This window comes from Pseudomonas sp. NFACC25 (genome assembly GCF_900100935.1).
In the GTDB taxonomy this organism is placed as follows: Bacteria; Pseudomonadota; Gammaproteobacteria; order Pseudomonadales; family Pseudomonadaceae; genus Aquipseudomonas; species Aquipseudomonas marginalis.
Genome location: NZ_FMUC01000016.1, coordinates 78,954 through 100,300, shown reverse-complemented (window position 1 = coordinate 100,300; position 21,347 = coordinate 78,954). Strand labels below are relative to the sequence as shown.

The 21,347-nt window shown below is 61.8% G+C and carries 17 protein-coding genes and 1 pseudogene; 7 read left to right on the top strand and 11 right to left on the bottom strand.

Features of this window, described 5'->3' with window-relative positions; translation table 11 throughout:
• Window positions 1–21: 21 nt before the first annotated feature.
• The 8 genes from BLQ09_RS26715 to BLQ09_RS26680 form a co-directional block, all read right to left on the bottom strand.
• Window positions 22–870: a VOC family protein gene (locus tag BLQ09_RS26715; protein ID WP_027603543.1), complete on the bottom strand. Its 849-nt coding sequence runs from the start codon at window positions 868–870 to the stop codon at window positions 22–24.
• Window positions 867–2,528, bottom strand: coding sequence for a bifunctional 3-(3-hydroxy-phenyl)propionate/3-hydroxycinnamic acid hydroxylase (locus BLQ09_RS26710; RefSeq protein ID WP_092359144.1), 1,662 nt, complete (start codon window positions 2,526–2,528; stop codon window positions 867–869). The genes BLQ09_RS26715 and BLQ09_RS26710 overlap by 4 nt, the downstream gene beginning before the upstream one ends.
• 21 nt (window positions 2,529–2,549) lie before the next feature.
• Entirely contained in the window at window positions 2,550–3,377 is an 828-nt protein-coding gene (locus BLQ09_RS26705; protein ID WP_027603545.1) for an IclR family transcriptional regulator, read from the bottom strand.
• A gap of 3 nt (window positions 3,378–3,380) precedes the next feature.
• The gene (locus BLQ09_RS26700; protein WP_092359142.1) at window positions 3,381–4,232 is read right to left on the bottom strand and encodes a fumarylacetoacetate hydrolase family protein; all 852 of its coding nucleotides are present in this window, start codon (window positions 4,230–4,232) and stop codon (window positions 3,381–3,383) included.
• Between the two features lie 191 nt (window positions 4,233–4,423).
• Complete coding sequence (locus tag BLQ09_RS26695; protein WP_092359140.1) at window positions 4,424–5,869, bottom strand: carotenoid oxygenase family protein; 1,446 nt, start codon at window positions 5,867–5,869, stop codon at window positions 4,424–4,426.
• 25 nt (window positions 5,870–5,894) lie between these two features.
• The gene (locus BLQ09_RS26690) at window positions 5,895–7,091 is read right to left on the bottom strand and encodes an MFS transporter (RefSeq protein ID WP_027603548.1); all 1,197 of its coding nucleotides are present in this window, start codon (window positions 7,089–7,091) and stop codon (window positions 5,895–5,897) included.
• A 39-nt stretch (window positions 7,092–7,130) separates the two neighbouring features.
• Window positions 7,131–8,123 (bottom strand): SphA family protein, encoded by a 993-nt coding sequence (locus tag BLQ09_RS26685; RefSeq protein ID WP_092359137.1) that lies wholly within the window; start codon window positions 8,121–8,123, stop codon window positions 7,131–7,133.
• Window positions 8,124–8,264: 141 nt separating this feature from the next.
• Complete coding sequence (locus BLQ09_RS26680; protein ID WP_027603550.1) at window positions 8,265–9,203, bottom strand: LysR family transcriptional regulator; 939 nt, start codon at window positions 9,201–9,203, stop codon at window positions 8,265–8,267.
• A gap of 108 nt (window positions 9,204–9,311) precedes the next feature.
• On the opposite strand from BLQ09_RS26680, the gene BLQ09_RS26675 reads away from it, so the two are divergent.
• From BLQ09_RS26675 to BLQ09_RS26655, 6 genes and pseudogenes are all read left to right on the top strand, one after another.
• The gene (locus BLQ09_RS26675; protein ID WP_092359136.1) at window positions 9,312–10,811 is read left to right on the top strand and encodes a CoA-acylating methylmalonate-semialdehyde dehydrogenase; all 1,500 of its coding nucleotides are present in this window, start codon (window positions 9,312–9,314) and stop codon (window positions 10,809–10,811) included.
• Between the two features lie 238 nt (window positions 10,812–11,049).
• Window positions 11,050–11,988, top strand: a complete 939-nt coding sequence (locus BLQ09_RS26670) for a pectate lyase family protein (protein ID WP_092359134.1) — start codon at window positions 11,050–11,052, stop codon at window positions 11,986–11,988.
• 251 nt (window positions 11,989–12,239) lie between these two features.
• Window positions 12,240–13,490 carry a glycoside hydrolase family 68 protein gene (locus BLQ09_RS26665; protein ID WP_027603553.1) on the top strand — a complete coding sequence of 417 codons (1,251 nt, stop codon included), beginning with the start codon at window positions 12,240–12,242 and terminating at the stop codon, window positions 13,488–13,490.
• A 212-nt stretch (window positions 13,491–13,702) separates the two neighbouring features.
• A pseudogene (locus BLQ09_RS32050) lies at window positions 13,703–14,830 on the top strand (HAMP domain-containing protein); the annotation flags it as partial.
• Window positions 14,831–14,974: 144 nt separating this feature from the next.
• The gene (locus BLQ09_RS32045; RefSeq protein WP_371914553.1) at window positions 14,975–15,688 is read left to right on the top strand and encodes a methyl-accepting chemotaxis protein; all 714 of its coding nucleotides are present in this window, start codon (window positions 14,975–14,977) and stop codon (window positions 15,686–15,688) included.
• A 17-nt stretch (window positions 15,689–15,705) separates the two neighbouring features.
• A complete protein-coding gene (locus BLQ09_RS26655; protein ID WP_092359129.1) occupies window positions 15,706–16,626 on the top strand; it encodes a substrate-binding domain-containing protein in 921 nt (306 codons plus the stop codon).
• Window positions 16,627–16,699: 73 nt separating this feature from the next.
• Here BLQ09_RS26655 and BLQ09_RS26650 read toward each other — a convergent pair whose 3' ends face one another.
• Entirely contained in the window at window positions 16,700–18,118 is a 1,419-nt protein-coding gene (locus tag BLQ09_RS26650; protein WP_092359126.1) for an MFS transporter, read from the bottom strand.
• A gap of 88 nt (window positions 18,119–18,206) precedes the next feature.
• Here BLQ09_RS26650 and soxR point away from each other — a divergent pair, with 88 nt between their 5' ends.
• Window positions 18,207–18,659 carry a redox-sensitive transcriptional activator SoxR gene (soxR, locus tag BLQ09_RS26645; RefSeq protein WP_092359124.1) on the top strand — a complete coding sequence of 151 codons (453 nt, stop codon included), beginning with the start codon at window positions 18,207–18,209 and terminating at the stop codon, window positions 18,657–18,659.
• 5 nt (window positions 18,660–18,664) lie between these two features.
• On the opposite strand, the gene BLQ09_RS26640 is transcribed toward soxR, so the two are convergent.
• On the bottom strand, window positions 18,665–19,801 hold the full coding sequence (locus BLQ09_RS26640) for a sugar ABC transporter permease (RefSeq protein ID WP_092359122.1): 1,137 nt from the start codon (window positions 19,799–19,801) through the stop codon (window positions 18,665–18,667).
• Complete coding sequence (gene xylG, locus BLQ09_RS26635; RefSeq protein WP_175472332.1) at window positions 19,802–21,346, bottom strand: D-xylose ABC transporter ATP-binding protein; 1,545 nt, start codon at window positions 21,344–21,346, stop codon at window positions 19,802–19,804.
• Window position 21,347: the final 1 nt, after the last annotated feature.

Sequence of the window (21,347 nt, the reverse complement as noted above, 5' to 3'; positions counted from 1 at the left end):
TGGTTTCAGAGCGAGACGGGCTCAGGTTCTGATCCACGCGCGGCCCCAGGAATTGAGGGTGTGTTCTTCTTGCGGCCAAGTGCCAGGAGGGTCGCTCGCTTCGGTGATTTGCAGCTCCGCCGAGAACTCCAGCCGGTTGCGATCGGCATCCACCACCATGAAGAACAGGTTGTCGCCCGGCCCATGACGACCGGGGCCAAAGAAAATGCTGATGCGCTCCTTGGCAAAGCGATCACCCCAGTCTCGAATGTCATTCCATTCATTGGTTTCGTAACAGTGATGATCCCACTCGTTTTTCGAGCCGCGGAAGAACGCCAGCGAATGGTGCTCATCGTCCGAACGCAGGAAGCACACCATCAACAGGCCGCTCTGTTGGTCGACCACGCTGTCGGACACCGTGAAGCCAACGGTGTTGACGTAGAACTCAATCATCGCTTCCAGCTCGGTGGTCTGGAACACCACATGCTGCAGGCGGCCGGGCATGCCGGGTGGGGTGGCATGGGTGTGTGCCTGGGATACGCCAAAAATCGTCTGGCGACCTTGAGGATCGCGTATTGCAAAGGCGCCCGGGGCGAGCAGTGGCGAGCTGATGTCTTCGGTGGTGCAGTTGCGCTCGCGCAGGCGGCGGTACAGCATGGCGAGTTTCTCTGGGCATGCCAGGTCATACGCCGCCGCCAGCAGGCCGCTGTGCTCGGCCGGGGAGAGCAGCATGGCGCGATTAGGTCCCCTGAGTAGCCAGTGGCCGTCGGCTTGAGGCTGGCCCTGCATGTCCATCATGCGTTGATAGAAGTCGATCTGCCGTTGCGGGTCTTTGCTCGCCAGGTGCAAGTAGCACAGGCGAGCCGGGGTGGACGTTTGCAATGTGTTCATACGCACCTCTCGAGCGTAACGGGCGTTGTGATGGACGGTCGGGGCGTGCGATCGCCCGCGGGCACGGCACCCAGCAAGGACTGCAAGGCCTCGGCAGTGATTGTCTCGGTGGCGCTGTGGAAAATCGCGGCGATGTAGCGATCAGGCCGCAGCAGGAAGAAGCTGGCGCTGGCGCCGAGCAATGCCTCGAGCGCCCCGGCGTGATCGTGCAATACCGTGCAGCCCGGCAGGGCAGGCGGCTTGCTGACGGAACCTGGCAGGACCAGAATCCGCTTCACCTCCAAGTGCGCCCAGAGCGGGTGTTGCAATTGATCCAGGCGTTCGCGATGAGGGTCTCCGTATTGGACCAGGGCGAAACCTGCACCGATGTAATCGTCGAGCAGGCGTTCAGTGCCCTGGCTGTCGGTGAGGCTGGGCTGGGGGAACATCTGCCCGCTGCGCACGCCGCCCGCGGCACCGGCGGTGAGCACCAGGCCTTGGCGCAGCCGTGGTTTTGGCTTGAAGCGCATCTGCAGGAAGTAGTCACGCAGCGGCGGTACCCGCCCGATCAGCGAGAATGCACCACTGATCAATCGCGCCCGCAGCACGGTAGCGGGCGCCATCACCACCCCGAGGTTCAGCGCGAGCTTGATCAATGCCCACGCGTGATCGCGGCGCTCGCTTTCGTAGGTGAGCAAAACGGCCGGGGCCATTTTCCCGGTCAGTACGCCGATCAGTTTCCAGGCCAGGTTATGGGCATCGCGCACGCCGCTGTTCATGCCTTGTCCGGCATAGGGCGGCGTGAGGTGTGCCGCGTCACCGGCGAGCAACACACGGTTGACTTGCCAGCGTTCGGCGATGCGGGCGTGAAAGGTGTACACGGTTTTACGCACGATGGAGAGCGGTGCATCGCCCTTGAACGGGCGTAGCAAAGCTTGCAATCGCGCTTGGCTGAGCATCTGCGCGTCGCTTTCGCCGTCCTTGAGCATGAACTCGAAGCGCCGCGTGCGATGCGGGCCGGGGACCTCGACGATCGGGCGGCGCGCATCGCAGTACACGCGGGTTTGCCAGAACGGGTCATCGTCCTGATCGGTGTCCACCACCAGCCAGCGCGAGGCGAAGCTGGAGCCGACCATATTGATCCCAAGCTGTTTACGCACCGGGCTGCGCCCACCATCACAGGCGATCAGGTAGTCGGCCTGCACTTCCAGCAGTTCCTTGTTGGCGTCCACGACCAGCGCGCGCACGCCGTGCTCGTCCTGGGTGAACTCCAGCAGTTCGTGGCTGAAGCGTGCAGTCAGGCAAGCGAAACGCTGCAGGCCGGCCCTCAACGTGCTTTCGAACAGCGGTTGGCGGAACGCATTGCGCTTGGGAAAACCGTATAGCTTGCCGCTGGGTTCGACCTTGCCGAAGCACCGCCCGCCAGGGCGCGTAAAGTAATGCACGCCATAGCCGGCCACCACGTCCGCCAGCACCGCCTGGCTCAAGCCCATGGCCTGCATGGTGCGCAACGACTCATCGTCGATCGAGACCGCGCGAGGCTCGGTGACGGTGCCCGGTTTGCTGTCGATAATCCAGGCATCCACGCCGGCCTGGCCCAGCAGGTTGGCCAGGGTCAGCCCGGTAGGGCCGGCACCGACGATCAGGACACGGGTATTGATACTGTTCAGGGTTGTCATTGTTGTTCCCCTACGACTGCATCAGTCCAATGGCTTGGAGGATGGGTTGGCGCTGTGGGTCAGCGCGAGCATGTGCCGCGAGAGGGTGTGGGCCAGCGCGACCATCTGCTCACCCTGTTCCTGCTCCAGCGCCTTGTGCCGCTCGGCTGCCGGGCGCACGCAACTGAGGCTGCCCACCACCTTGCCGTCGCCGTCGAATATCGGTGCGGCCAGGCCGTACACGCCGGGGTCGACTTCGCCTGCACTGGCCACATAGCCCTGGCGCCGCAAGCGTTGCAGCGAGCGGCGGAAGTCTTCCCAGGTGGCGCCCAGGTTGCTGGCGCGCACCTCGTCAGGGTGCTCGAGAAACAGCTGGCTGTGCTGGCGGGCGTTCATGTGCGCAAGGATGGCTTTTGAGGTCGCGCCCATGAACAACGGCCGTGGCGAACCACGGGAATAGCTGACGGTGCTGGCCAATTCACCGCACTGGTGAACACACACCACTTGGTCCTTGAACAACCGGCAGATCAGCCAGACTTGTTGCTCACTCCAGCCTGGCAGGTTGGCCTCCAGCTGCTGAGCGGCGCGTACCAGCGGGTCGCTGAGCCGCAGTTGACGGTCCCAGGTAATGATCCTGGCTCCCAGTGCATAGCGCCCGGCCTCGACCTGGAACAACAGATTGGTCTCGGCCAGTTCACGCACGTAGCGGTAGGCGGTGGAGCGGGTAAACCCCAGCGCGCTGACCATGTCGTCGACCGCCCAGATCGGCTGCGCCTCGGTAAACAGATCCAGCACGCGCAGCATGCGCTCCAGGCTGGAACCCTTGGTGTCGCGCTCTGGTGGTTGGGATGATTCATCGATCAGGGTCATGGTTTATTGCTCGTCGACGATGGTGTTACGCAGGGTGCCGATGCGCGAGATCTCCACTTCCACCACATCACCGGGCTGCATCCACACCGGCGGCTCGCGGAAGGCTCCAACCCCGCCGGTGGTGCCGCTGACAATCACGTCACCGGGGGCGAGTTCGGTAAAGGTGGAGCAGTATTCGATCAGTGCGCCGACGTCGAAGATCATGTCGCGCGTGGACGTGTGCTGCATGACCTCGCCGTTGAGCCGGGTGGTCAATTCGAGGTTCTGCGGGTCGCTGATTTCGTCACGGGTGACCAGCCACGGGCCAAACCCGCCGGTGCTCGGGAAGTTCTTGCCGGGGACGAATTGAAGGGTGTGCTTTTGCCAATCGCGCACGCTGCCATCGTTGTAGCAGGCGTAGCCGGCGACGTAATCGAGGGCGTCGGCTTTGCGGATGTGGCGCGCGGTCTTGCCAATGATGATGGCGAGTTCGCCCTCGAAATCCAGCTTGTGCGAGACCGTCGGCCGCACGATGGGTTGCAGGTGAGCGGTCTGGCTGTCGGCAAATCGCGTGAAAATCATTGGGTAAACCGGCATGTCACGCCCGGTTTCGCGCACGTGGGTCGCGTAGTTGATGCCGATGCACAGCACCTTGCCGGGGTTTGGAATGACCGGCAGCAGCGTCACGCCGGCCAGTGCCCGGCGCGGCAGGCTCGACACCTGCTCATCGCTCACCGACCCCAGGCGGCCGAGGGCAAGCGCCTGCTTGAGATCCGCGCCGAGGGTATTTTTCATCGATTCCAGATCAGCCACCTGGTCGCCTTCGACGATGCCATAGGTGGGACGGCCTTCAACGGCGAAGCTTGCAAGTTTCATTCGATAGTCCTTGTTGGCGAGGGAAGCGTGGACAGAATTTCACTCTATTCGCGCTTAAAAATCCTGTAAAGCGGGATTTTTCTTAAATCCCAAATTGCAGGAAAAATGTATATTTTTTGCCTTCGCGCAGCCGCGTGCCTGCCTTCGGGAGCAGGCCATTCGGTGTGCTGGCGGTCGGGTCTAGCCCAGGGTTATCCCTGTGCCCAGCAGCCGTGCAGGGACATGCGCATCCGTAACGGAACCTTGATCCGCGCAATGGGCCCGCTGGCCATGTCTCGCGAATCCAGGATCACCAGTTCGCTGCGCGCCTGGTCCAGCACATTCAGCAGTGCGACCACGTAACCGTCGGCCTCTTCGGCATCCGCGGAACGAGGGATGAATATGGGCTCCTGGAAGCAACTGTTGTCCCCTGGGAACCAGGCGTCGGTGCTGCCCGTCTTGAGGTTCAGATGGGCCAACTGGTTGAAAAACTGAAAGGGCATGGGTCCGTTTGCGGGGTTGTAGGGCAGTGTCGGATCAAAAGCGAGCACAAAGCCGTGTTCGTACGGGCGACCCAGATAGCGCTCATCGCAGCGGGGAAACTCACACATGTAGTCGGTCAACGGTTGCGGCTCGACGTCATCCCGCGCGTCGTTCAGATCAAACGTCCAGCGCATCAGGCTCGAAGGCAGGTCCTCGGGGGCGGGCACCGCACCGTCCGCCTGGGGGAAGAAATAAAACACGTTGCCGCCAGTAACCGGCATGTCCACGTACACTTTGCCGTCTTGATCGAAGGCATTGAGGGTGTGGCCTTGAAAGCTGTCCTTGGGTCCTTTGAACCAGCGGATAGCCTGCGCGTTGCCATTGCGCGGCAGCACGGCAAACAACTGCGGCAGATCAGGTTGCCACTGAAAATGCGGCCCGCCGTTTTTCATGCGTTCTACATCGACGGTCAGCGGAATCAGTGGGAACACGACGTAGTGCTCGGTGACCGCAAAGTCATGCACCATCGCCGCATAAGGTGCCTGGAACCAGATCTCTTTGAGCAGATTGCCGTCGGGCGAGAGTTCGAAATACGCCATATCCGGCGTGCCGTCACCTTTGGCTTCATAACTGAAGGCCAGCAGGTTGCCGGTGACGGGGTCGATCTTGGGGTGGGCGGTAAAGGTCGCCGACTTGATTTGCCCGGCAAAATCCCATTCGCCCAGGGTTTCCAGGGTTTGCAGGTCCATGGCCCAGGGCAGGGCGTCCTCCTTGAGTGCGAGCAGCCTGCCGTTGTGAGGGATCACCGACGTATTGGCGGTGGTGTTTTTTTTGGCCGCCAGTGGGTCATTGGTGTACGCGTTTCGATAGACGCCATTGAGGGAGCGGCCTTCACGGCGCTGCGCGAGCAAGCGATCGGTCTGCACGTAGCGTCGCCGCAGGGACACCTTGCCGTCAGCAAAATAGAAACCGCTGACTATCCCGTCACCGTTGAAAAACATATCGCTGCCCAGCATGGGCGGGTATTGCGGGTCGGGGGCCACCTGATAGAAGACGCCTAGGATGGACGCGGGAAGGGTGCCTTCGACCTCAAGGTCCAGCACCTCGGCTTCGACACGACTGGGGCTATACAGCGCCCCGGAAAATTCAGGGGTTTGCGGGAATCGGGTACTCATGGCTACGACCTCATGTGCGCAGTATTTATTTATCGAGCAGGCCGGCGGGCAGCGCAGGCGCGTCGGGTGTTGAAGGGCCGGACGCGCGGCGAAAACGGGCAACCATCCAGCAGGAGATGACCAGGGCGACGATATACGCCGAGGCCGCCAGCCAGCCGACCGCACGGAAGTGTCCGTCACCGACGACCAGGGCCGCGCCAAACGGGCCGAGGCCCTGGCCCACGAAGATCGCAGCATTGCCCAGGCCTGCGAGTCGGCCGCTCGCGTCCAACTCGGCCGCCATCGAGAGCAGGTAGGGAAGGCTGAAGAACCAGACCATATGGATCAGGCATGCCGTGGTGGCGAACGCCATGGGGCTGTCGCCGTAGACCATGATCAGCGTGGCCATCACCGCCGTGCCGAACCCCAGCAACTGCGGAAACAGCAGCCCCAGGCGTCGCCCGATAAGGCCCGCCAGCGCAGCACCGAGTGCCCCGGCAAGAATACTGCCACCCAGGATGGCGCCGATCTGCTGGGGCTCCAGGCCGATACTTTTGCCGATGCGCTCCTGATACACCCACAGCGCAGAATGGCCAAAAAACAACAGCGCAAACAGCCCGATCAACAAGAGTGACGTCAGGCCGAACGGCTGGGCCAGCCGCGCCGGCGCACCGTCGGCGGGGGTGTACTGCGCAGGCACGCGCCCGCAGCCGAGCAGGGCCAAGGCACTGGCGCCGGCCAGCAGGTAAAACGCGCCGTTGACGCCAAAGGCCATGAGCACCGCTGGCATCGAGGTCACCAGCAACATGCCCCAGAACAGATTGCCGATATTGATCACCGCGAACGTCGCGTCCTTGGCTGTGCGCAGTGCCGCCGAGGCATACACCACCGCCATCACCGCGCCGCCGCTGGCGCCAGAGACGATGCGGCACAGCAGCAGCGATGTTTCGCTGTGGAACCGGGTACTCGCCAGATTGGCGCAGACCAGCACCAGCAAGGCGAGCTGCGCCACCCAGCGGCGATTGACGCGGGTCATCAACAGGGCAAACACCCCGCAGGTGAGCGCCATGGCAATCAGTTCGCCTGCGAAAATCCTACCGATGGCATTGAGCGGGATACCGAGCTGATCGATAAAAGCCCCGCCCAGAATCGGTTGAATCTGCAAGGTGCCAAGGGACGTGACCATCATCAGGCAAATAGCCGCCAGGGATGTTTTGCTGTCGATGCCAGCGGATGCATTCATGAATGCAGTACCTCTATAGGGTGAGCGAGCGCTTGTCGGTCAGAAGGTGTGGGCGTAACGAACCTGCACGGCATAGTCCTGCCGGGAGCGGTTCTCGACACCGGTTTCCTTGTAAGTGTTGAGCCAGAAGCCTTGGCCTTCACTGATTTTCCAGAACATGCCGGGGCCTATGCCCAGCACTTTTTCCCGCGAGTCGCTCAGCCGGTCGCCGTTGATCTGGTCGTCGGTGATCTGCCGGAAGTAATAGCCGTTGATCCCCACCGACACGTTGGGGATGACTTCATAGGACGCCGTGAAGTTGGCCCAGGCCGACTGCCCGGCGCGGCTGTCGCTCACCGGTTTGCCCTCGAAGGAATCCTGCGAACTGCTGGCCGGGTCGCGGTTCTTGAAGTTGTACAGGTAATGCAGGCGCCAACTGACTTCCCAGCGCGGTGCCGGCATCCAGGTTGCGGCCCAGTAGGGGTTCAGGGAGTAATAGTTCGACCCTGGGTTGAGGTCTTTGTGTTTGTCGTATTTACCGGTCGGCAGGATCGTGTCAAAGGCCACCCGCTGCACGAACACCGGGCGCCCGTGCGCATCGACGATAGGATCGAATTGGATCTGCGGCCCGACGGTGACATCGCCAAGCCCCGTGGCGTTGTCTTGCAGCGCCGGTCCATTACTGCCAAAGGTGGCATCCAGTGACACGACGGGTACCAGCAAGCTCCAGCCCAGGTGCGCGCCGCCGCCAATGGTGTCGGGCGAGTAGTAGCTGAGCTGGTTGATCAGCGTGATCACGTTGATTTTGGGATTGTCGAAGGCGCCGTTGGCCTTGCCGCTGTTGGTCCTGAGACTGCTGGCGGTGCTGAACTTCAAGTAGGTGAGATGGGACAGGCCGGGCGGCCCGGCAAAACCATCGTAGAAACTGGTGCCGCCGAGGTTGATGCCACTGGGCTCGGTCACCGAGGGCGCTGGCGGCCCATCGGCGGCGAATACAATTGACGAGGCGAAGCTGAGCACCAGGCACGCTGGCAAGTATTTGAGTGGGCTCATTGACGTGGCTCTATTATTGGAATTGTGAGCAGAGGGAACTCCCTCGCACAATCACCCTAAGCCAAACCCCGCCGGCGTACTTGCGCGGTACCGCCAGAGTTGACTGATAGCGCCACGGGGCTCGTTTTAACGCCGGCGCTGTCAACCCTCGTAGCGAAACCCACCCGACAACTTGCCCTTCAAATACCCCACCAACGCACTCACCGACTTCGGCACATGGGGCGAATATGGCCGAATCAGGTAGATCTCATCGGCAAACGCGCCCTTGAGTGTCCAGCCCTTGAGCACCTGTACCAGCTTGCCGCTGGCCAGCGCAGCGTGGGCGCTGAAGTCCGGGAGCAGGGCGATGCCCAAGTGGTTGAGCGCCGAATCACGCAGGGCTTCGCTGTTGTTGGTGGCGAAGCTGCCGGCGATGGGCACGGTGAGGCGTTCGACCTTTTTGCTGCCACGCTCGAAGGTCCAGGCGGGCTGGTCGGTGCCGCGCGGGTAGAACAGGCAGTTGTGCGCCGACAGGTCGCCGGGTTCGCGGGGTTCGCCGTGGCGTTGCAGGTAATCGCGGCTGGCGACCAGCACCGAACCGGTGTCGCACAGCTTCCAGGCCACATGGGTTTCCGGCACCTGGAAGCCGTGGCGCACGGCGAGGTCGTAGCCCTCGGCCGCCAGCGAACTCAGGGCATCCGAGACATCCAGCTGGATACGCACCTGCGGGTACTGCTGCAGGAATTCCGCCAAGTGCGGCACCAGCTGTTGCCGGGCGAATGCCACGGGGGCGGTCAAGCGCACCAGGCCACGAATCTCCCCGGCGGAATCGCGCACCGACGAGAAGCTGCGCGCGATTTGCTCATAGGCACCGCGCACTTCACGGGTCAGCGACAACCCGGCATCGGTCAAGCGCACGCTGCGCGTGGTGCGGGTCACCAGCCGTGTGCCGGTGGCTTTCTCGAGGTCGGAAATGCGCTGGCTGACCGCGGATTTACTCACCCCCAGGCGCGCAGCGGCGGCGGTGTAGGTGCCGTGTTCCTCCAGCACTGAGAGCCAGTGAATGTGGGTCCACAGCCCTTCGATCTCGGATTTTTCCATGGGTTTATTGTTCGCTTGTGAGGACAATCAGTTCTTGATTCTGCTCTGGTTTGGAACAAACCGAAAGCCTATCGTGTGTCCCAACGCAACCCACCTGGATCGACTGCCATGACTACAACCATCGAGCACTACATCAACGACCAGCGCGTCAGCCGCGATGATCGCTATCAGGACGTCTACAACCCGGCCACCGGCGAAGTGACCGGCCGCGTTGCCCTGGCCAGCAGCCAGACCGTGTCCGAAGCCGTCGCCGCTGCCCAGGCCGCTTTTGCCGGTTGGGCCGACACCCCGCCTATCCGTCGCGCCCGCGTGCTGTTCGAATACCTGCACCTGCTGCGTGAGCGCAAGGACGACCTGGCGCGCATCATCGTCGCCGAACACGGCAAGGTCTTCACCGATGCCCAGGGCGAAGTTGACCGTGGCATCGACATTCTCGAATTCGCCTGCGGCATCCCCAACCTGCTCAAGGGCGAGCATTCCGACCAGGTCTCCCGTGGCATGGACAACTGGACGATGCGCCAGCCGCTGGGTGTGGTGGCCGGCGTCACGCCGTTCAACTTCCCGGTGATGGTGCCGATGTGGATGTACCCGATCGCCATTGCGGCGGGCAACACCTTCATCCTCAAGCCAAGCCCGACCGATCCAAGTGCTTCGCTGTTCATGGCTGAACTGCTGCGTGAAGCCGGCCTGCCCAAAGGCGTATTCAACGTGGTGCAGGGCGACAAGGAATCGGTGGACGCGCTGATCGCGCACCCGGACGTCAAGGCTGTGAGCTTTGTCGGCTCCACGCCGATTGCCCAGTACATCTACGAAACCGGTGCGCGCAACGGCAAGCGTGTGCAAGGCCTGGGCGGCGCGAAGAACCATATGGTGGTGATGCCGGACGCGGATATCGAAAAAACCGTCGACGCCTTGATGGGCGCCGCCTACGGCAGTGCCGGCGAACGCTGCATGGCCATTTCTGTCGCGGTACTGGTCGGCGATGTCGGTGACAAAGTCATCGCCGCCCTGACCGAACGCGCCAGGCACCTGCGCATCACCGACGGCCGCGACCTCAAGGCCGAGATGGGCCCGATTGTGTCCCGCGCCGCACTGGAGCGCATCAGCGGCTACATCGAACAAGGCGTGCAGGCCGGCGCGCAATTGCTGCTCGACGGGCGTGACTATGTACCCACCGAGGCTGGCCTGGAAAACGGTTTCTGGCTCGGCGCGACCCTGTTCGACCACGTGACCCAGGAGATGAGCATCTACCGCGAAGAAATTTTCGGCCCGGTACTGGCCTGCGTGCGCGTGAATGACTTCGCCGAGGCGGTGAAGCTGGTCAACGACCACGAATTCGGCAACGGCGTCAGCTGCTTTACCCGCGACGGCAACATTGCCCGCGAGTTTGCCCGGCGTATCGAAGTGGGCATGGTCGGCATCAACGTGCCGATCCCGGTGCCGATGGCCTGGCACGGGTTTGGTGGCTGGAAGAAGAGCCTGTTCGGCGACATGCATGCCTACGGCACTGAGGGTGTGCGCTTCTACACCAAGCAGAAATCGATCATGCAGCGCTGGTCGGAGAGCATCGAGCAGGGCGCGGAGTTTGCGATGCCGGTGTCCAAATAACGCTTGGCACCGCAGGGCAAAGGTGGGAGGGGGCAGGCTCCCTCCCACTTTTGGTTGTTTTTCACTTGAGGGTTGACGGCCAGGCGAATGACGAATACTGTACATAAACACAGTGTTTAAGCGCTGATCAACCAGGATGGCAACATCAGCCACGCCCAACACTGTGTGCAAGTTAATGGATTAACTTAATGCGCAGGCTCGTTCTACCGAGCCGTTTTTATTGATAGAGAGGGAACTCATGTCCTATCCAGAAAGCAAACTCACCGGCTTGACCGGTTTCGCCCTCGCGGCAAAAGTCACCGGTGGCTGGTCCGGCCCTGTGGTCAGCATTACTACCCTGGATCAACTCAAGGCCAATATCGGCGACACCACGCCTCGGGTATTGGTGATCAACAGTAATATCTCGGCGTCGGGCCTGACCAAAGTCAACTTGGGCGCCAACAAGACCCTGATCGGTTCCTTCCAGAACCGCACGTTGGAGAATATTCACCTGCGTGCAACCGCGCAGTCGCAGAACATCATCCTGCAGAATATTATCTTCAAGCATTCGGCAAGTATTAAGGCCAATGACGATATTCAGGTCTACCTGAACTACGGCAGCAAGTACTGGATTGATCATTGCTCCTTTGTCGGTCACAGCTGGTCAACCACTGACGGCAGTGAAGATAAACTGCTGTATATCGGTGAAAAAGCCGATTATGCCACCATCAGCAACTGCTTCTTTGGCAGCCACAAGTACGGGCTGATCTTCGGTCACCCGGCGGATGATAATAAGGCAGAGTTCAACGGTTATCCGCGCCTGACGTTGTGTCATAACCGCTTCGACAATATGGAAGTGCGCGCACCCGGCTTGATGCGCTACGGTTACTTCCATGTGTACAACAACTACATCAATAACTTCCACCTCGGTTTTACCCTGGCGCAGAACGCCAATATCCTGTCTGAAAGTAACTATTTTGGCGAAGGCAGCCAGAATAAAGGCATGTTGGATGACAAAGGCACCGGGACGTTCACTGATATAAACAGTGTGCCGCCGATCACCAACCAGAAGTCGCCCAAAGCACAATGGACGGCCAGTTCCAACTACGCCTATACCTTGAAGACCGCGACGCAAGCCAAGGACTTCACCCAGAAGAATGCCGGTGCCCAGGCTGCGGCGCTGGTATTCGGTAGTTGAGTAGCTAGCTTTCTATTGAGCTGTCATTTATTGCAAGTGCCACTGTATTTATATCAAGGATATAAATACAGTGATGGCCTTTGTAATCTAAATAATTCTTCATGTTGCGATAAGCAAGTGCCCATGTTAAACCTTGGGGCGCACTTGCAGGGCCAACTATCTCTTGCTCTTTCAGTCAGTATTAAGTTGCTGGCTGCCAGGTGCTATTTAATCTTCGCTTGTCACTTAAGCGTCAGCAAAAGGACATCATCATGAAACATGCGAATCACACACCCACTCGCTGGACACGGGCCGATGCGCTGAAAGTTAATGAAAATGACCCGACGACGACACAGCCGTTAGTGAGTCCTGACTTTCCTGTCATGAGTGACACGGTCTTTATCTGGGACACCATGCCCTTGCGTGAACTGGATGGCACGGTGGTATCGGTGGATGGCTGGTCGGTGATCTTCACCCTGACCGCCGATCGTCGCCCCCATGATCCACAATTCATCAATGCCGATGGCCGCTACGACATCAAGCGCGATTGGGAAGACCGTCATGGTCATGCGCGGATCTGCTACTGGTATTCGCGCACCGGCAAGGACTGGATCTTCGGCGGCCGGGTCATGGCCGAAGGGGTTTCGCCGACCACCCGTGAATGGGCGGGCACGCCGATCCTGTTGAATAACAACGGCGATATCGACCTGTACTACACCTGCGTCACGCCGGGTGCCACGATTGCCAAAGTCCGGGGCCAGGTCATTACGTCCGACACCGGTGTCACCCTCCAGGGCTTTGATCAGGTCAAGTCGTTGTTCGACGCCGACGGCACCTATTATCAAACCGAAGCGCAGAATGCGACCTGGAACTTTCGCGATCCCAGCCCCTTTATCGATCCCGTCGATGGCAAGTTGTACATGGTGTTCGAAGGCAATGTCGCCGGTGAGCGCGGCACTCACGAAGTGGGCCCGAACGAGCTGGGCCTGGTGCCGCCGGGGCACGAGGACGTGGGCGGTGCCCGTTACCAGGTGGGCTGCATCGGCATCGCCGTGGCCAAGGACCTCAACGGTGACGAGTGGGAAATCCTGCCGCCACTGGTCACGGCCGTCGGCGTGAACGACCAGACCGAACGGCCGCACTATGTGTTCCAGGACAACAAGTACTACCTGTTCACCATCAGCCACAAGTTCACCTATGCCGATGGCGTGACGGGGCCGGATGGCGTCTATGGGTTTGTCAGCGATCATCTGTTCGGGCCCTATACGCCGATGAACGCGTCCGGGCTGGTCCTCGGCAATCCGCCGTCGCAACCGTTCCAGACGTATTCCCACTGCGTGATGCCCAACGGCCTGGTGACGTCGTTTATCGACAGCGTGCCCACCACCGGCGATGACTATCGCATCGGCGGCACCGAAGCGCCGACGGTCAGGATCGTGTTGAAGGGCGCACGTTCGTTTGTGCAGGAGGCTTATGACTATGGCTATATTCCGGCGATGCGGGATGTGGTGTTGAGCCAGTGACCGCCGTGCAAAACCCAGCCTGATTTCATCAGGTAGGTGGGAGGGGGCTTGCCACCTCCCACTTTTTTTTGACCGCATTTCAGCCTGCCTTCAAGGCTCAAGTCCTCGCCCACCTGGCCGATACAGGCACTAGCAGCACGAGTGATCCCGAACTCGTAGGTGCACGCCTGGTCGTCGCTCAGGTCAACGAATAAAAATCAAAAGGGGTGGCCATGACCATATTGCAGCGTGTGATCGGCGGGTTTGCGGTGTTGGTGCTGTTACTGCTAGTCATGGCGGGGATCAGTTATCAGAACACGCAGTCCATCAGCAGTCGCTTGAACATTATCACCGGCGAGTCGGCACCCTTGAGCCGGGCCGCCAGTGAGCTATACGTGCACATCCTGCGCGCCAACCAGGCGTTGCTGGCCCTTCAGATCAGCACCGACCCCAAGCAGATCGAGGACGGCAAGCGACCGTTCACCGAGAGCATCGCCCAGTTCAATCAATTGCTCGACAGCACCGTTGCCTATACGGGCGAGCATGAGGCGCTGCGGGCGAACCTGGCGCAGCAGCGCCAACAGGTCGCGGCCTACGCCGAACAGGCGCAGGCGCTGATGGCGTCCCACGTGCAACACGTGCAGCAATTGGCGCTGACCCGCCAACTGCAAGGCTACAGCAGTGCACAGGCGATACAGCTGACCAGCTATCTGCGCGATTACATTGCCCATGCACGCAGTGTCGGCGAACCGCAACAGGTGGCCGCAGCGGAAAAGCTGCTGTTGGAAGTCAACAAATCCTACGATGGCTTCGCGGCTCATACCGTCACGCCGGCCATTGATAAATTACAGCGTGTGCTCAATCTCCAGGACGAAGTGATCAGCACCCGGGCCCAGGCCCTGGCGGCGATTGACCCCAGGGTCGGGCGGATTGCCGGCGTCATGGTCAATCGCCTGCTGACTGACCTGACCGCCCCTGACGGCCTGTTCCAGGCTTATCAGGTGGAGGCAAAACTGGCCGCGCAGGTGCAGCAGCAACGCAGTGCGGTTGACGCGGCGCTGAAAGCCACCCTGGACAGGATTGGCGAGTTCGGCAGCCAGTCCCTGGAGGTCGCCAACCAGGCCAGCCAGTCGGCCAATGCCACCATCGGCACCAGCCGCAGCTTGCTGTTGATCGCGTGTGTGCTGGCGGTGCTGGCGGCGGTGGCGATTGGTACCTGGGTCGCCTTCAGCCTGCGGCGTCCACTGGCGGCGTTTCGTGAAGTCCTCAAGACGCTCACGGCGGGAGACATGCGGGTCAGTTTCGATGTCAGCCGTAAAGACGAGTTCGGTGAGTTGGGCGGTTACCTGAACGAACTGACCACGGCCCTGCGTAAAACCTTCCGTGAGTTGATCGGCTCTGCCGATGCGCTGGCCGTTACCGCGGGCAGCAACGCCCTGAACAGCGAGCAGACCACCCGGGTGGTGGATGAACAGAAGGACCGCTTGCAATCGGCGGCTTCGGCCATGACGCAGATGGAAAGCACGGTCGAAGAGGTGGCCCGGCGTGCGCAGGACACCCGCCAGGCCGTGGACGACACGAGTGAGCTCACGCACAAGGTGCAGGCGCGTGTGGCCGAGACCATCGTCAATATCCGCCAGCAGGCCGACCAGGTGAACAAGGCCACGCAGGTGACCGATGAGTTGCAGAAGTACGGACAGAATATCGAGGGCATTGTTGTCGCCATTCGCACCATTGCCGAACAGACCAACCTGCTCGCCCTGAATGCGGCGATCGAAGCGGCCCGTGCCGGCGAGCAGGGACGCGGTTTTGCGGTGGTGGCCGATGAAGTGCGCTCCCTGGCCAGCCGTACCCAGACCTCGACCAGCGAAATCCAGGACATGATCGGGCTCATGCAGGAAAAGATTCACTCGGTGGTGCACGTGATGAACGAAAGCCAGGCGCAGTCCACCCAATGCGTGTCCCTGGCCTCGGGCGCGGGTGACTTGCTGCTGTCGATGAGCGACTCGGTCGACAGTATCCGCGACATGAATATCCAGATCGCCGCCGCCACCGAGGAGCAGAGCGCCACGGTGCAGGAAACCAGTCGGATGGTCATCCAGATCAACGATTCGGCCCAGCAGACGGCAGACGGCGCCGAGCAGTCCGCCATCAGCAGCCACGAGCTGGCGGACATGGCCAAGGTGCAGCGCGAGCTGCTCCATCATTTCAGCGTTTGAGCCGCGGGAGTCAGAACATGAAAGCATGGTTAATCCTCGCCTTGGGGGCGACGCTGTTCATTCCGGGCCCGGCCCAGGCCGCCACGCCCTTGCTGGGTGTGGGCATGGCAAAGTACGACGATAACTTCCAGACCCTGCTGCGCAACGGGGTGCAGCAACAGGCCAGCGTCATGAACGCCGACATCTTTATGGAGAACGGGCAGGACAGCGTCGATCTGCAGATGCGCCAATTCCGCAACCTGGTCAATTCCAAGGTGGATGCGATCATCGTCGCGATGGTCGACGGCAAAAGTGCGGCGCAGATGATGCAGCTGGCCGCGGATGCAAAGATCCCGCTGGTGTTCGTCAACCGCAATCCGAACCCGCAAACGTGGCCGGCGCAGACCGCGTTTGTCGGCTCCAACGAGCTGGAGTCGGGTACGTTGCAGATGGAAGAGCTGGCGCGCCGCGCCGGTTACAAGGGCAACGTGGTGATTCTGGTGGGCGACCCCGCCAACGCGTCCTCCTTGATGCGCACCGAGGACGTGGAGAAAGTCGTCGCCAAATACCCCGGTATGAAAGTCGTACAGAAAAAAGTCGGCAACTGGGAGCGTAGCCAGGCCGCCACGATTGTCATTGACTGGGTCAAGCAGGGCGTCGATTTCTCGATCATTGCGGCCAATAACGATGAAATGGCGATCGGCGCGATCATGGGCCTGGAAAAGGCCGGCAAGCAGGCCAAGGACTATTGGGTCGGCGGCATCGACGGCACACCGGACGGCTTGAAATTGATGGCTGAGGGCAAGATGGCGGTCAGCGTGTTCCAGGATGCCGCCGGCCAGGCCGGCGGCGCAGTGGACACCGCACTGCGCCTGGTACGCGGCGAGGTGCTGGAGTCGGCGGTGGTCTGGGTGCCGTTCAAGTTGATCACGCCTGAGAATCGCCAGGCGTTTGAATAGCACTGGGCACCTCGATCCAACCTTGGAGTGCAGTCAAATGTGCTCAGGCAGGGGGTTTGGTGAGCTTGGCATGCTACTGACCGATCATGCGAACCACCCGCCTGGCAATCAGAACACCCACCACGGGCGCCAGTGCAAACACCCCAAACAACCACACCGCCGCGCTCGCGGTGCCTTCGACACCGCCGGGCTCAGTGAGGCCGGCGACGTTCGCGACCATCCCCGCCAGTGCCGCGCCAAATGCGGTGGCGAACAGTTGCACGGTAGTAATCGAGGCGCTGGCGAGGTCCTGCTCACCGGCCGGCGCCACCTGGAACACCCGCGTCAGCAAGTGCGGCCAAGCCAGCCCCACGCCCAACCCAATCAGGATAAGCGCCAGGCAGATCGGTATGAGTGTCTGCCCGCTGCCGTTGCTTTCGACGGGCATCAAGATGGCCAGCGCCACCATGCCCACCACGCCCAGGATCGGCCCGGCCAGGATCGCCCGTCGAATGTTGCTGCCCGTCACACCCGCGCTGGCGATTGACCCCAGCGTCCAGCCAGCCGCCATCAATGCCGCCAGATAACCGGCCACCAGCGGCGACTGGTGGTGCAGGACTTGAAGAAACAACGGCACGAAGATTTCGCCACTGGTCACGGCCACCGCCAGCAATGACATCGTCGCGTACAGTGCGCCGAGTGCCGTGGTGATCCGAAACGCTCCGGCGGGCAACAGTCGATGGCGGGCGCGGCTTTCCGTGACGATCAGCAGCGCGGTGAACACCGCAGCCACGGCCAGCCCCAGCAGGTTCAGGGGCAGGGTGGACGAGACACTGCCGGCCGACACCGCCAGTACCGCCGCCGTCAGCAGCACCAGTTGGGCGAGTGGCAACGCGGTCGGCGCAGCGCTCTCGGTGCTGCGCCTGGGCAGGACCGCCGCCGCCAGCACCGCGAATAACCCGGCCACCGGAATCAACGACCAGAACGCCGCGCGCCATATGCCCAGCTCGGCAAACACTCCGCCCACCGCCGGGCCGACCAGCGTCGCCACGCCCCACATCCCCGACACCAACGCCATCGCGCGCGGCCACAGGCTTTCATCGAACACCAAGCGGATCATCGCGTAGGACAGCGCGAACAAGAACCCACCGCCCAGCCCCTGCACCAACCGCCCAACGAGCATCACCGGCATGGACGGCGCAAACGCACAGGCCAAGGCCCCGCCGGCAAACACCAGGCTGGCGGCCAGGTACGCCGCACGCGGCCCGAGGCTGCCGAGCAGGCGCGCCGACAACGCCGAGCCGAGGATCGAGGCGGCGACAAATAACGTGGTATTCCATGCGTAGTAGTCGATGCCGCCGATGTCCTGGACCACCGACGGCAGAATCGTGGTGGCGATGTACACGTTGATCGCATGCAGCACCACGCCGCCGGCCAGTGCGAGCGAACGTACGCCGTTGGTACCGGACAACAGCGCGGCCCAGTTGGAGGGGGAGGGTTGAGGTGTGTCCATGCAGGCTCCGATTCAAAGGGCTGAAGGCTTGCCAAGGCAAGCCGACACCCTTTATAAAACCTCATGTTTAGATGAGGTCAAGAGCTGGATGGAAGCGAAAATCGATGTGCGCATCCCCCTCGGCGTGGGCGAACTGGCCCGCCGCAGCGGCGTGACCGTGGCCACGGTGCATTTCTACGAAGCCAAGGGGTTGATTCACGCACAACGCAGCGCGGGCAATCAGCGTCGTTATCAGCGTGACGTACTGCGCCGGATCGCGGTGATCAAGGTCGCGCAGCGCGCGGGCATTCCCTTGGCGGCCATCAAGGACGCGTTGGACGAACTGCCTTCAGGACGGCCGTTGACGGCCAAGGACTGGACCCAACTCTCCACACACTGGCGCGACCTGTTGAGTGAGCGCATCAACAGCCTCACTCAACTGCGCGACCAACTCGATGGCTGTATCGGCTGTGGATGCCTGTCCCTGGATGATTGCCCGTTGCGCAATCCGGGGGATCAGTTGGGACGGCTGGGGGATGGGGCCGTATTGCTCGGAAAGTGAGGCAGTCAGCGCCGACCCGTGCGCGTACTCACATCCACCCACACCGCCAATACCAGGATGCTGCCCTTCACAATCATCTGCCAGTAACTGTCCACGTCCAGCATCGACATGCCGTTATCCAGGCTGGTAATCACCAATGCCCCGAGCAACGCGCCATACACCGTGCCCGAGCCGCCGCGCATCGACGTCCCCCCAATAAAGCACGCAGCGATGGCATCCAACTCGCCCATATTGCCCGCCGACGGTGATCCCGCCGCCAGGCGCGCGGTATTGACCAGGCCGGCGAGGGCGCACATCACGCCCATGATCCCGAAGATCCACAGTTTCACCGCCTGCACGTTGATGCCCGACAGGCGCGTGGCTTCCATGTTGCTGCCCACCGCGTAGACGCGGCGGCCGAACACGGTCTGGCTGGTGACGTAGCTGAACACGCCGAGCAGCACCAGCAACAGCAGCACCGGTACGGGGATGCCGTCGTAGCTGTTGAGGGTAGTAACGAACCCGGCGAGCACCGCGCCGATCACCCCCACGCGCAGCACATCGCGCATCAGGGCGTGCGGCGCCAAGCTATGCAGCGCGCGGTTGCGCCGTTGTCTCCAGGTCAAAAACAGGGTCAGGGCAAACAGCAAGACCCCAAGGCCAACCCCCACCGAATGCGGCAAATACCCCTGGCCTACATACACCAGCGACGGCGACACCGGCGCGATGGTGGTGCCGCCGGTGATCCCCAGCAGAATCCCGCGAAACGCGAGCATGCCGCCGAGGCCAACGATAAACGACGGAATGCGCAGGTAAGCGGTCATGTAGCCGTTGGCCAAGCCGATCATCAGGCCGCACAACGCCACCAGGCTGAGGTTGGCCAGCAGCGGAATGTGATAGACCACATCCAGGATCGCTGCGAGCCCGCCCAACAGTCCCAGCAACGAACCCACCGACAAATCGATCTCGCCGCTGATGATCACCAGCACCATGCCGCACGCCAATATCCCGGTGATCGACATCTGCCGCAGCAGGTTGGACAGGTTGCGCGGGGTGAGGAAGCCGCCCTCGGTCTGCCAGCTGAAAAACAGCCAGATAAACGCCACGGCGATCACCAGGGCGAGCATTTTGTAGCGAGTGAACAGCTGTTTGACCTGATTCATCTACGCGTTTTTCCGATTGTTATTGTTTTGGCTGAGCGCGGCGGCGAGCACCTGTTCCTGGGTGAGCCCCTCGTTGATGAAGTCGCCACGCAACTGGCCGTCGCCGATCACCAGCACGCGGTTGGACACGCCGAGCACTTCGGCCAGCTCCGAGGAAACCATGATGATCGACACGCCTTCGGCCGCCAGTGCACCCATCAGTTTGTAGATCTCATACTTGGCGCCCACATCCACCCCGCGCGTGGGCTCGTCGAGGATCAGCACCTTGGGCTTGGCCATCAGCATTTTCGCCAGCACGGCCTTTTGCTGGTTGCCGCCGGACAGGCTGGTGATCGGCAGGAACGGGCTGGCGGTCTTGAGGTGCATGCGCGCGATCTGCTGGTCGATGCTGCCCAGTTCGGCCTCGGCGTCGATGCGGGTCAGGTGGGCATAGGTGTCGAGCACCGCCAGGGTGATGTTCTGGCCCACGCCCAGGTCAGGGATGATGCCCTGGCGCTTGCGGTCCTCGGGCACCATGCACAGTCCGGCGCGGATCGATTTGAGCGGCGTGCGCGTGTCGATCACCTGGCCGTCGAGCCACACCTCGGCGCTGTAGCGGCCGGGGTAGGCGCCGAACAACGCCGACACCAGCTCCGTGCGCCCGGCGCCCACCAGCCCGGCTATGCCGAGGATTTCGCCGCGCTTGAGCACGAAGGAAATATCGTCGACGCGCTTGCGCCTGGGGTTGTCGACGTCATAGCAGGTGACATTGCGCGCTTCGAAAATCACCTCGCCGATGGCATGGGGCTCGGTGGGGTAGAGGTTACTCATTTCGCGGCCGACCATCTGCGTGATGATCTGCGGGATGTCCATGTCGGCCATGGCCGTGGTCGCGATGTGCTTGCCATCGCGGATCACCGTGATGGTGTCGCACACGGCCGCCACTTCATCGAGCTTATGGGAGATGTACACGCAGGCCACGCCCTTGGCCTTGAGGCCGCGGATGATGTCCAGCAGCACTTCGATTTCCGAGCGGGTCAGGGCCGAGGAAGGCTCGTCAAGGATCAGCAGGCGCGCCTGTTTGTTCAGGGCCTTGGCGATTTCCACCAGTTGCTGGTAGCCGCCGCCGTACTGCGACACCGGCAGCGCCACGTTCATGTCCGGCACCTTGAGCTCGCGCATCAACGCTTCGGCGCGGTGCAGCATCGCCGGGTAGTTCATACGCCCGCCGGGCAACGTCAGCTCGTGGCCCATGAAGATGTTCTCGGCTACCGACAGGTCAGGCACCAGGGTCAGTTCCTGGTGAATGATGACGATGCCGGCGGCCTCGGTTTCGCTGATGGACTGGGCCCTGAGCGGTTGCCCGTCCCAGAGGATTTCCCCCTCCCAGGTGCCATGGGGGTAGACCGCCGACAGCACCTTCATCAGGGTGGATTTACCGGCGCCGTTCTCGCCGCACAGGCCGACGCACTCCCCCGGCCGCACCTTGATGTCGATGCCGTTCAGCGCGTGGACACCGCCAAAGGTTTTGACGATGCCGTTCATTTGCAGCAGGTAGTCGGCCATG

Coding starts and splice junctions, on each gene's coding strand:
- BLQ09_RS26665 (WP_027603553.1), top strand. CDS start 12,240: ATGAAACATGCGAATCACACACCCACTCGCTGGACACGGGCCGATGCG.
- BLQ09_RS26685 (WP_092359137.1), bottom strand. CDS start 8,123: ATGAGCCCACTCAAATACTTGCCAGCGTGCCTGGTGCTCAGCTTCGCC.
- BLQ09_RS26675 (WP_092359136.1), top strand. CDS start 9,312: ATGACTACAACCATCGAGCACTACATCAACGACCAGCGCGTCAGCCGC.
- BLQ09_RS26640 (WP_092359122.1), bottom strand. CDS start 19,801: ATGAATCAGGTCAAACAGCTGTTCACTCGCTACAAAATGCTCGCCCTG.
- soxR (WP_092359124.1), top strand. CDS start 18,207: ATGGAAGCGAAAATCGATGTGCGCATCCCCCTCGGCGTGGGCGAACTG.
- BLQ09_RS26680 (WP_027603550.1), bottom strand. CDS start 9,203: ATGGAAAAATCCGAGATCGAAGGGCTGTGGACCCACATTCACTGGCTC.
- BLQ09_RS32045 (WP_371914553.1), top strand. CDS start 14,975: ATGACGCAGATGGAAAGCACGGTCGAAGAGGTGGCCCGGCGTGCGCAG.
- xylG (WP_175472332.1), bottom strand. CDS start 21,346: ATGGCCGACTACCTGCTGCAAATGAACGGCATCGTCAAAACCTTTGGC.
- BLQ09_RS26690 (WP_027603548.1), bottom strand. CDS start 7,091: ATGAATGCATCCGCTGGCATCGACAGCAAAACATCCCTGGCGGCTATT.
- BLQ09_RS26655 (WP_092359129.1), top strand. CDS start 15,706: ATGAAAGCATGGTTAATCCTCGCCTTGGGGGCGACGCTGTTCATTCCG.
- BLQ09_RS26695 (WP_092359140.1), bottom strand. CDS start 5,869: ATGAGTACCCGATTCCCGCAAACCCCTGAATTTTCCGGGGCGCTGTAT.
- BLQ09_RS26710 (WP_092359144.1), bottom strand. CDS start 2,528: ATGACAACCCTGAACAGTATCAATACCCGTGTCCTGATCGTCGGTGCC.
- BLQ09_RS26670 (WP_092359134.1), top strand. CDS start 11,050: ATGTCCTATCCAGAAAGCAAACTCACCGGCTTGACCGGTTTCGCCCTC.
- BLQ09_RS26700 (WP_092359142.1), bottom strand. CDS start 4,232: ATGAAACTTGCAAGCTTCGCCGTTGAAGGCCGTCCCACCTATGGCATC.
- BLQ09_RS26705 (WP_027603545.1), bottom strand. CDS start 3,377: ATGACCCTGATCGATGAATCATCCCAACCACCAGAGCGCGACACCAAG.
- BLQ09_RS26650 (WP_092359126.1), bottom strand. CDS start 18,118: ATGGACACACCTCAACCCTCCCCCTCCAACTGGGCCGCGCTGTTGTCC.
- BLQ09_RS26715 (WP_027603543.1), bottom strand. CDS start 870: ATGAACACATTGCAAACGTCCACCCCGGCTCGCCTGTGCTACTTGCAC.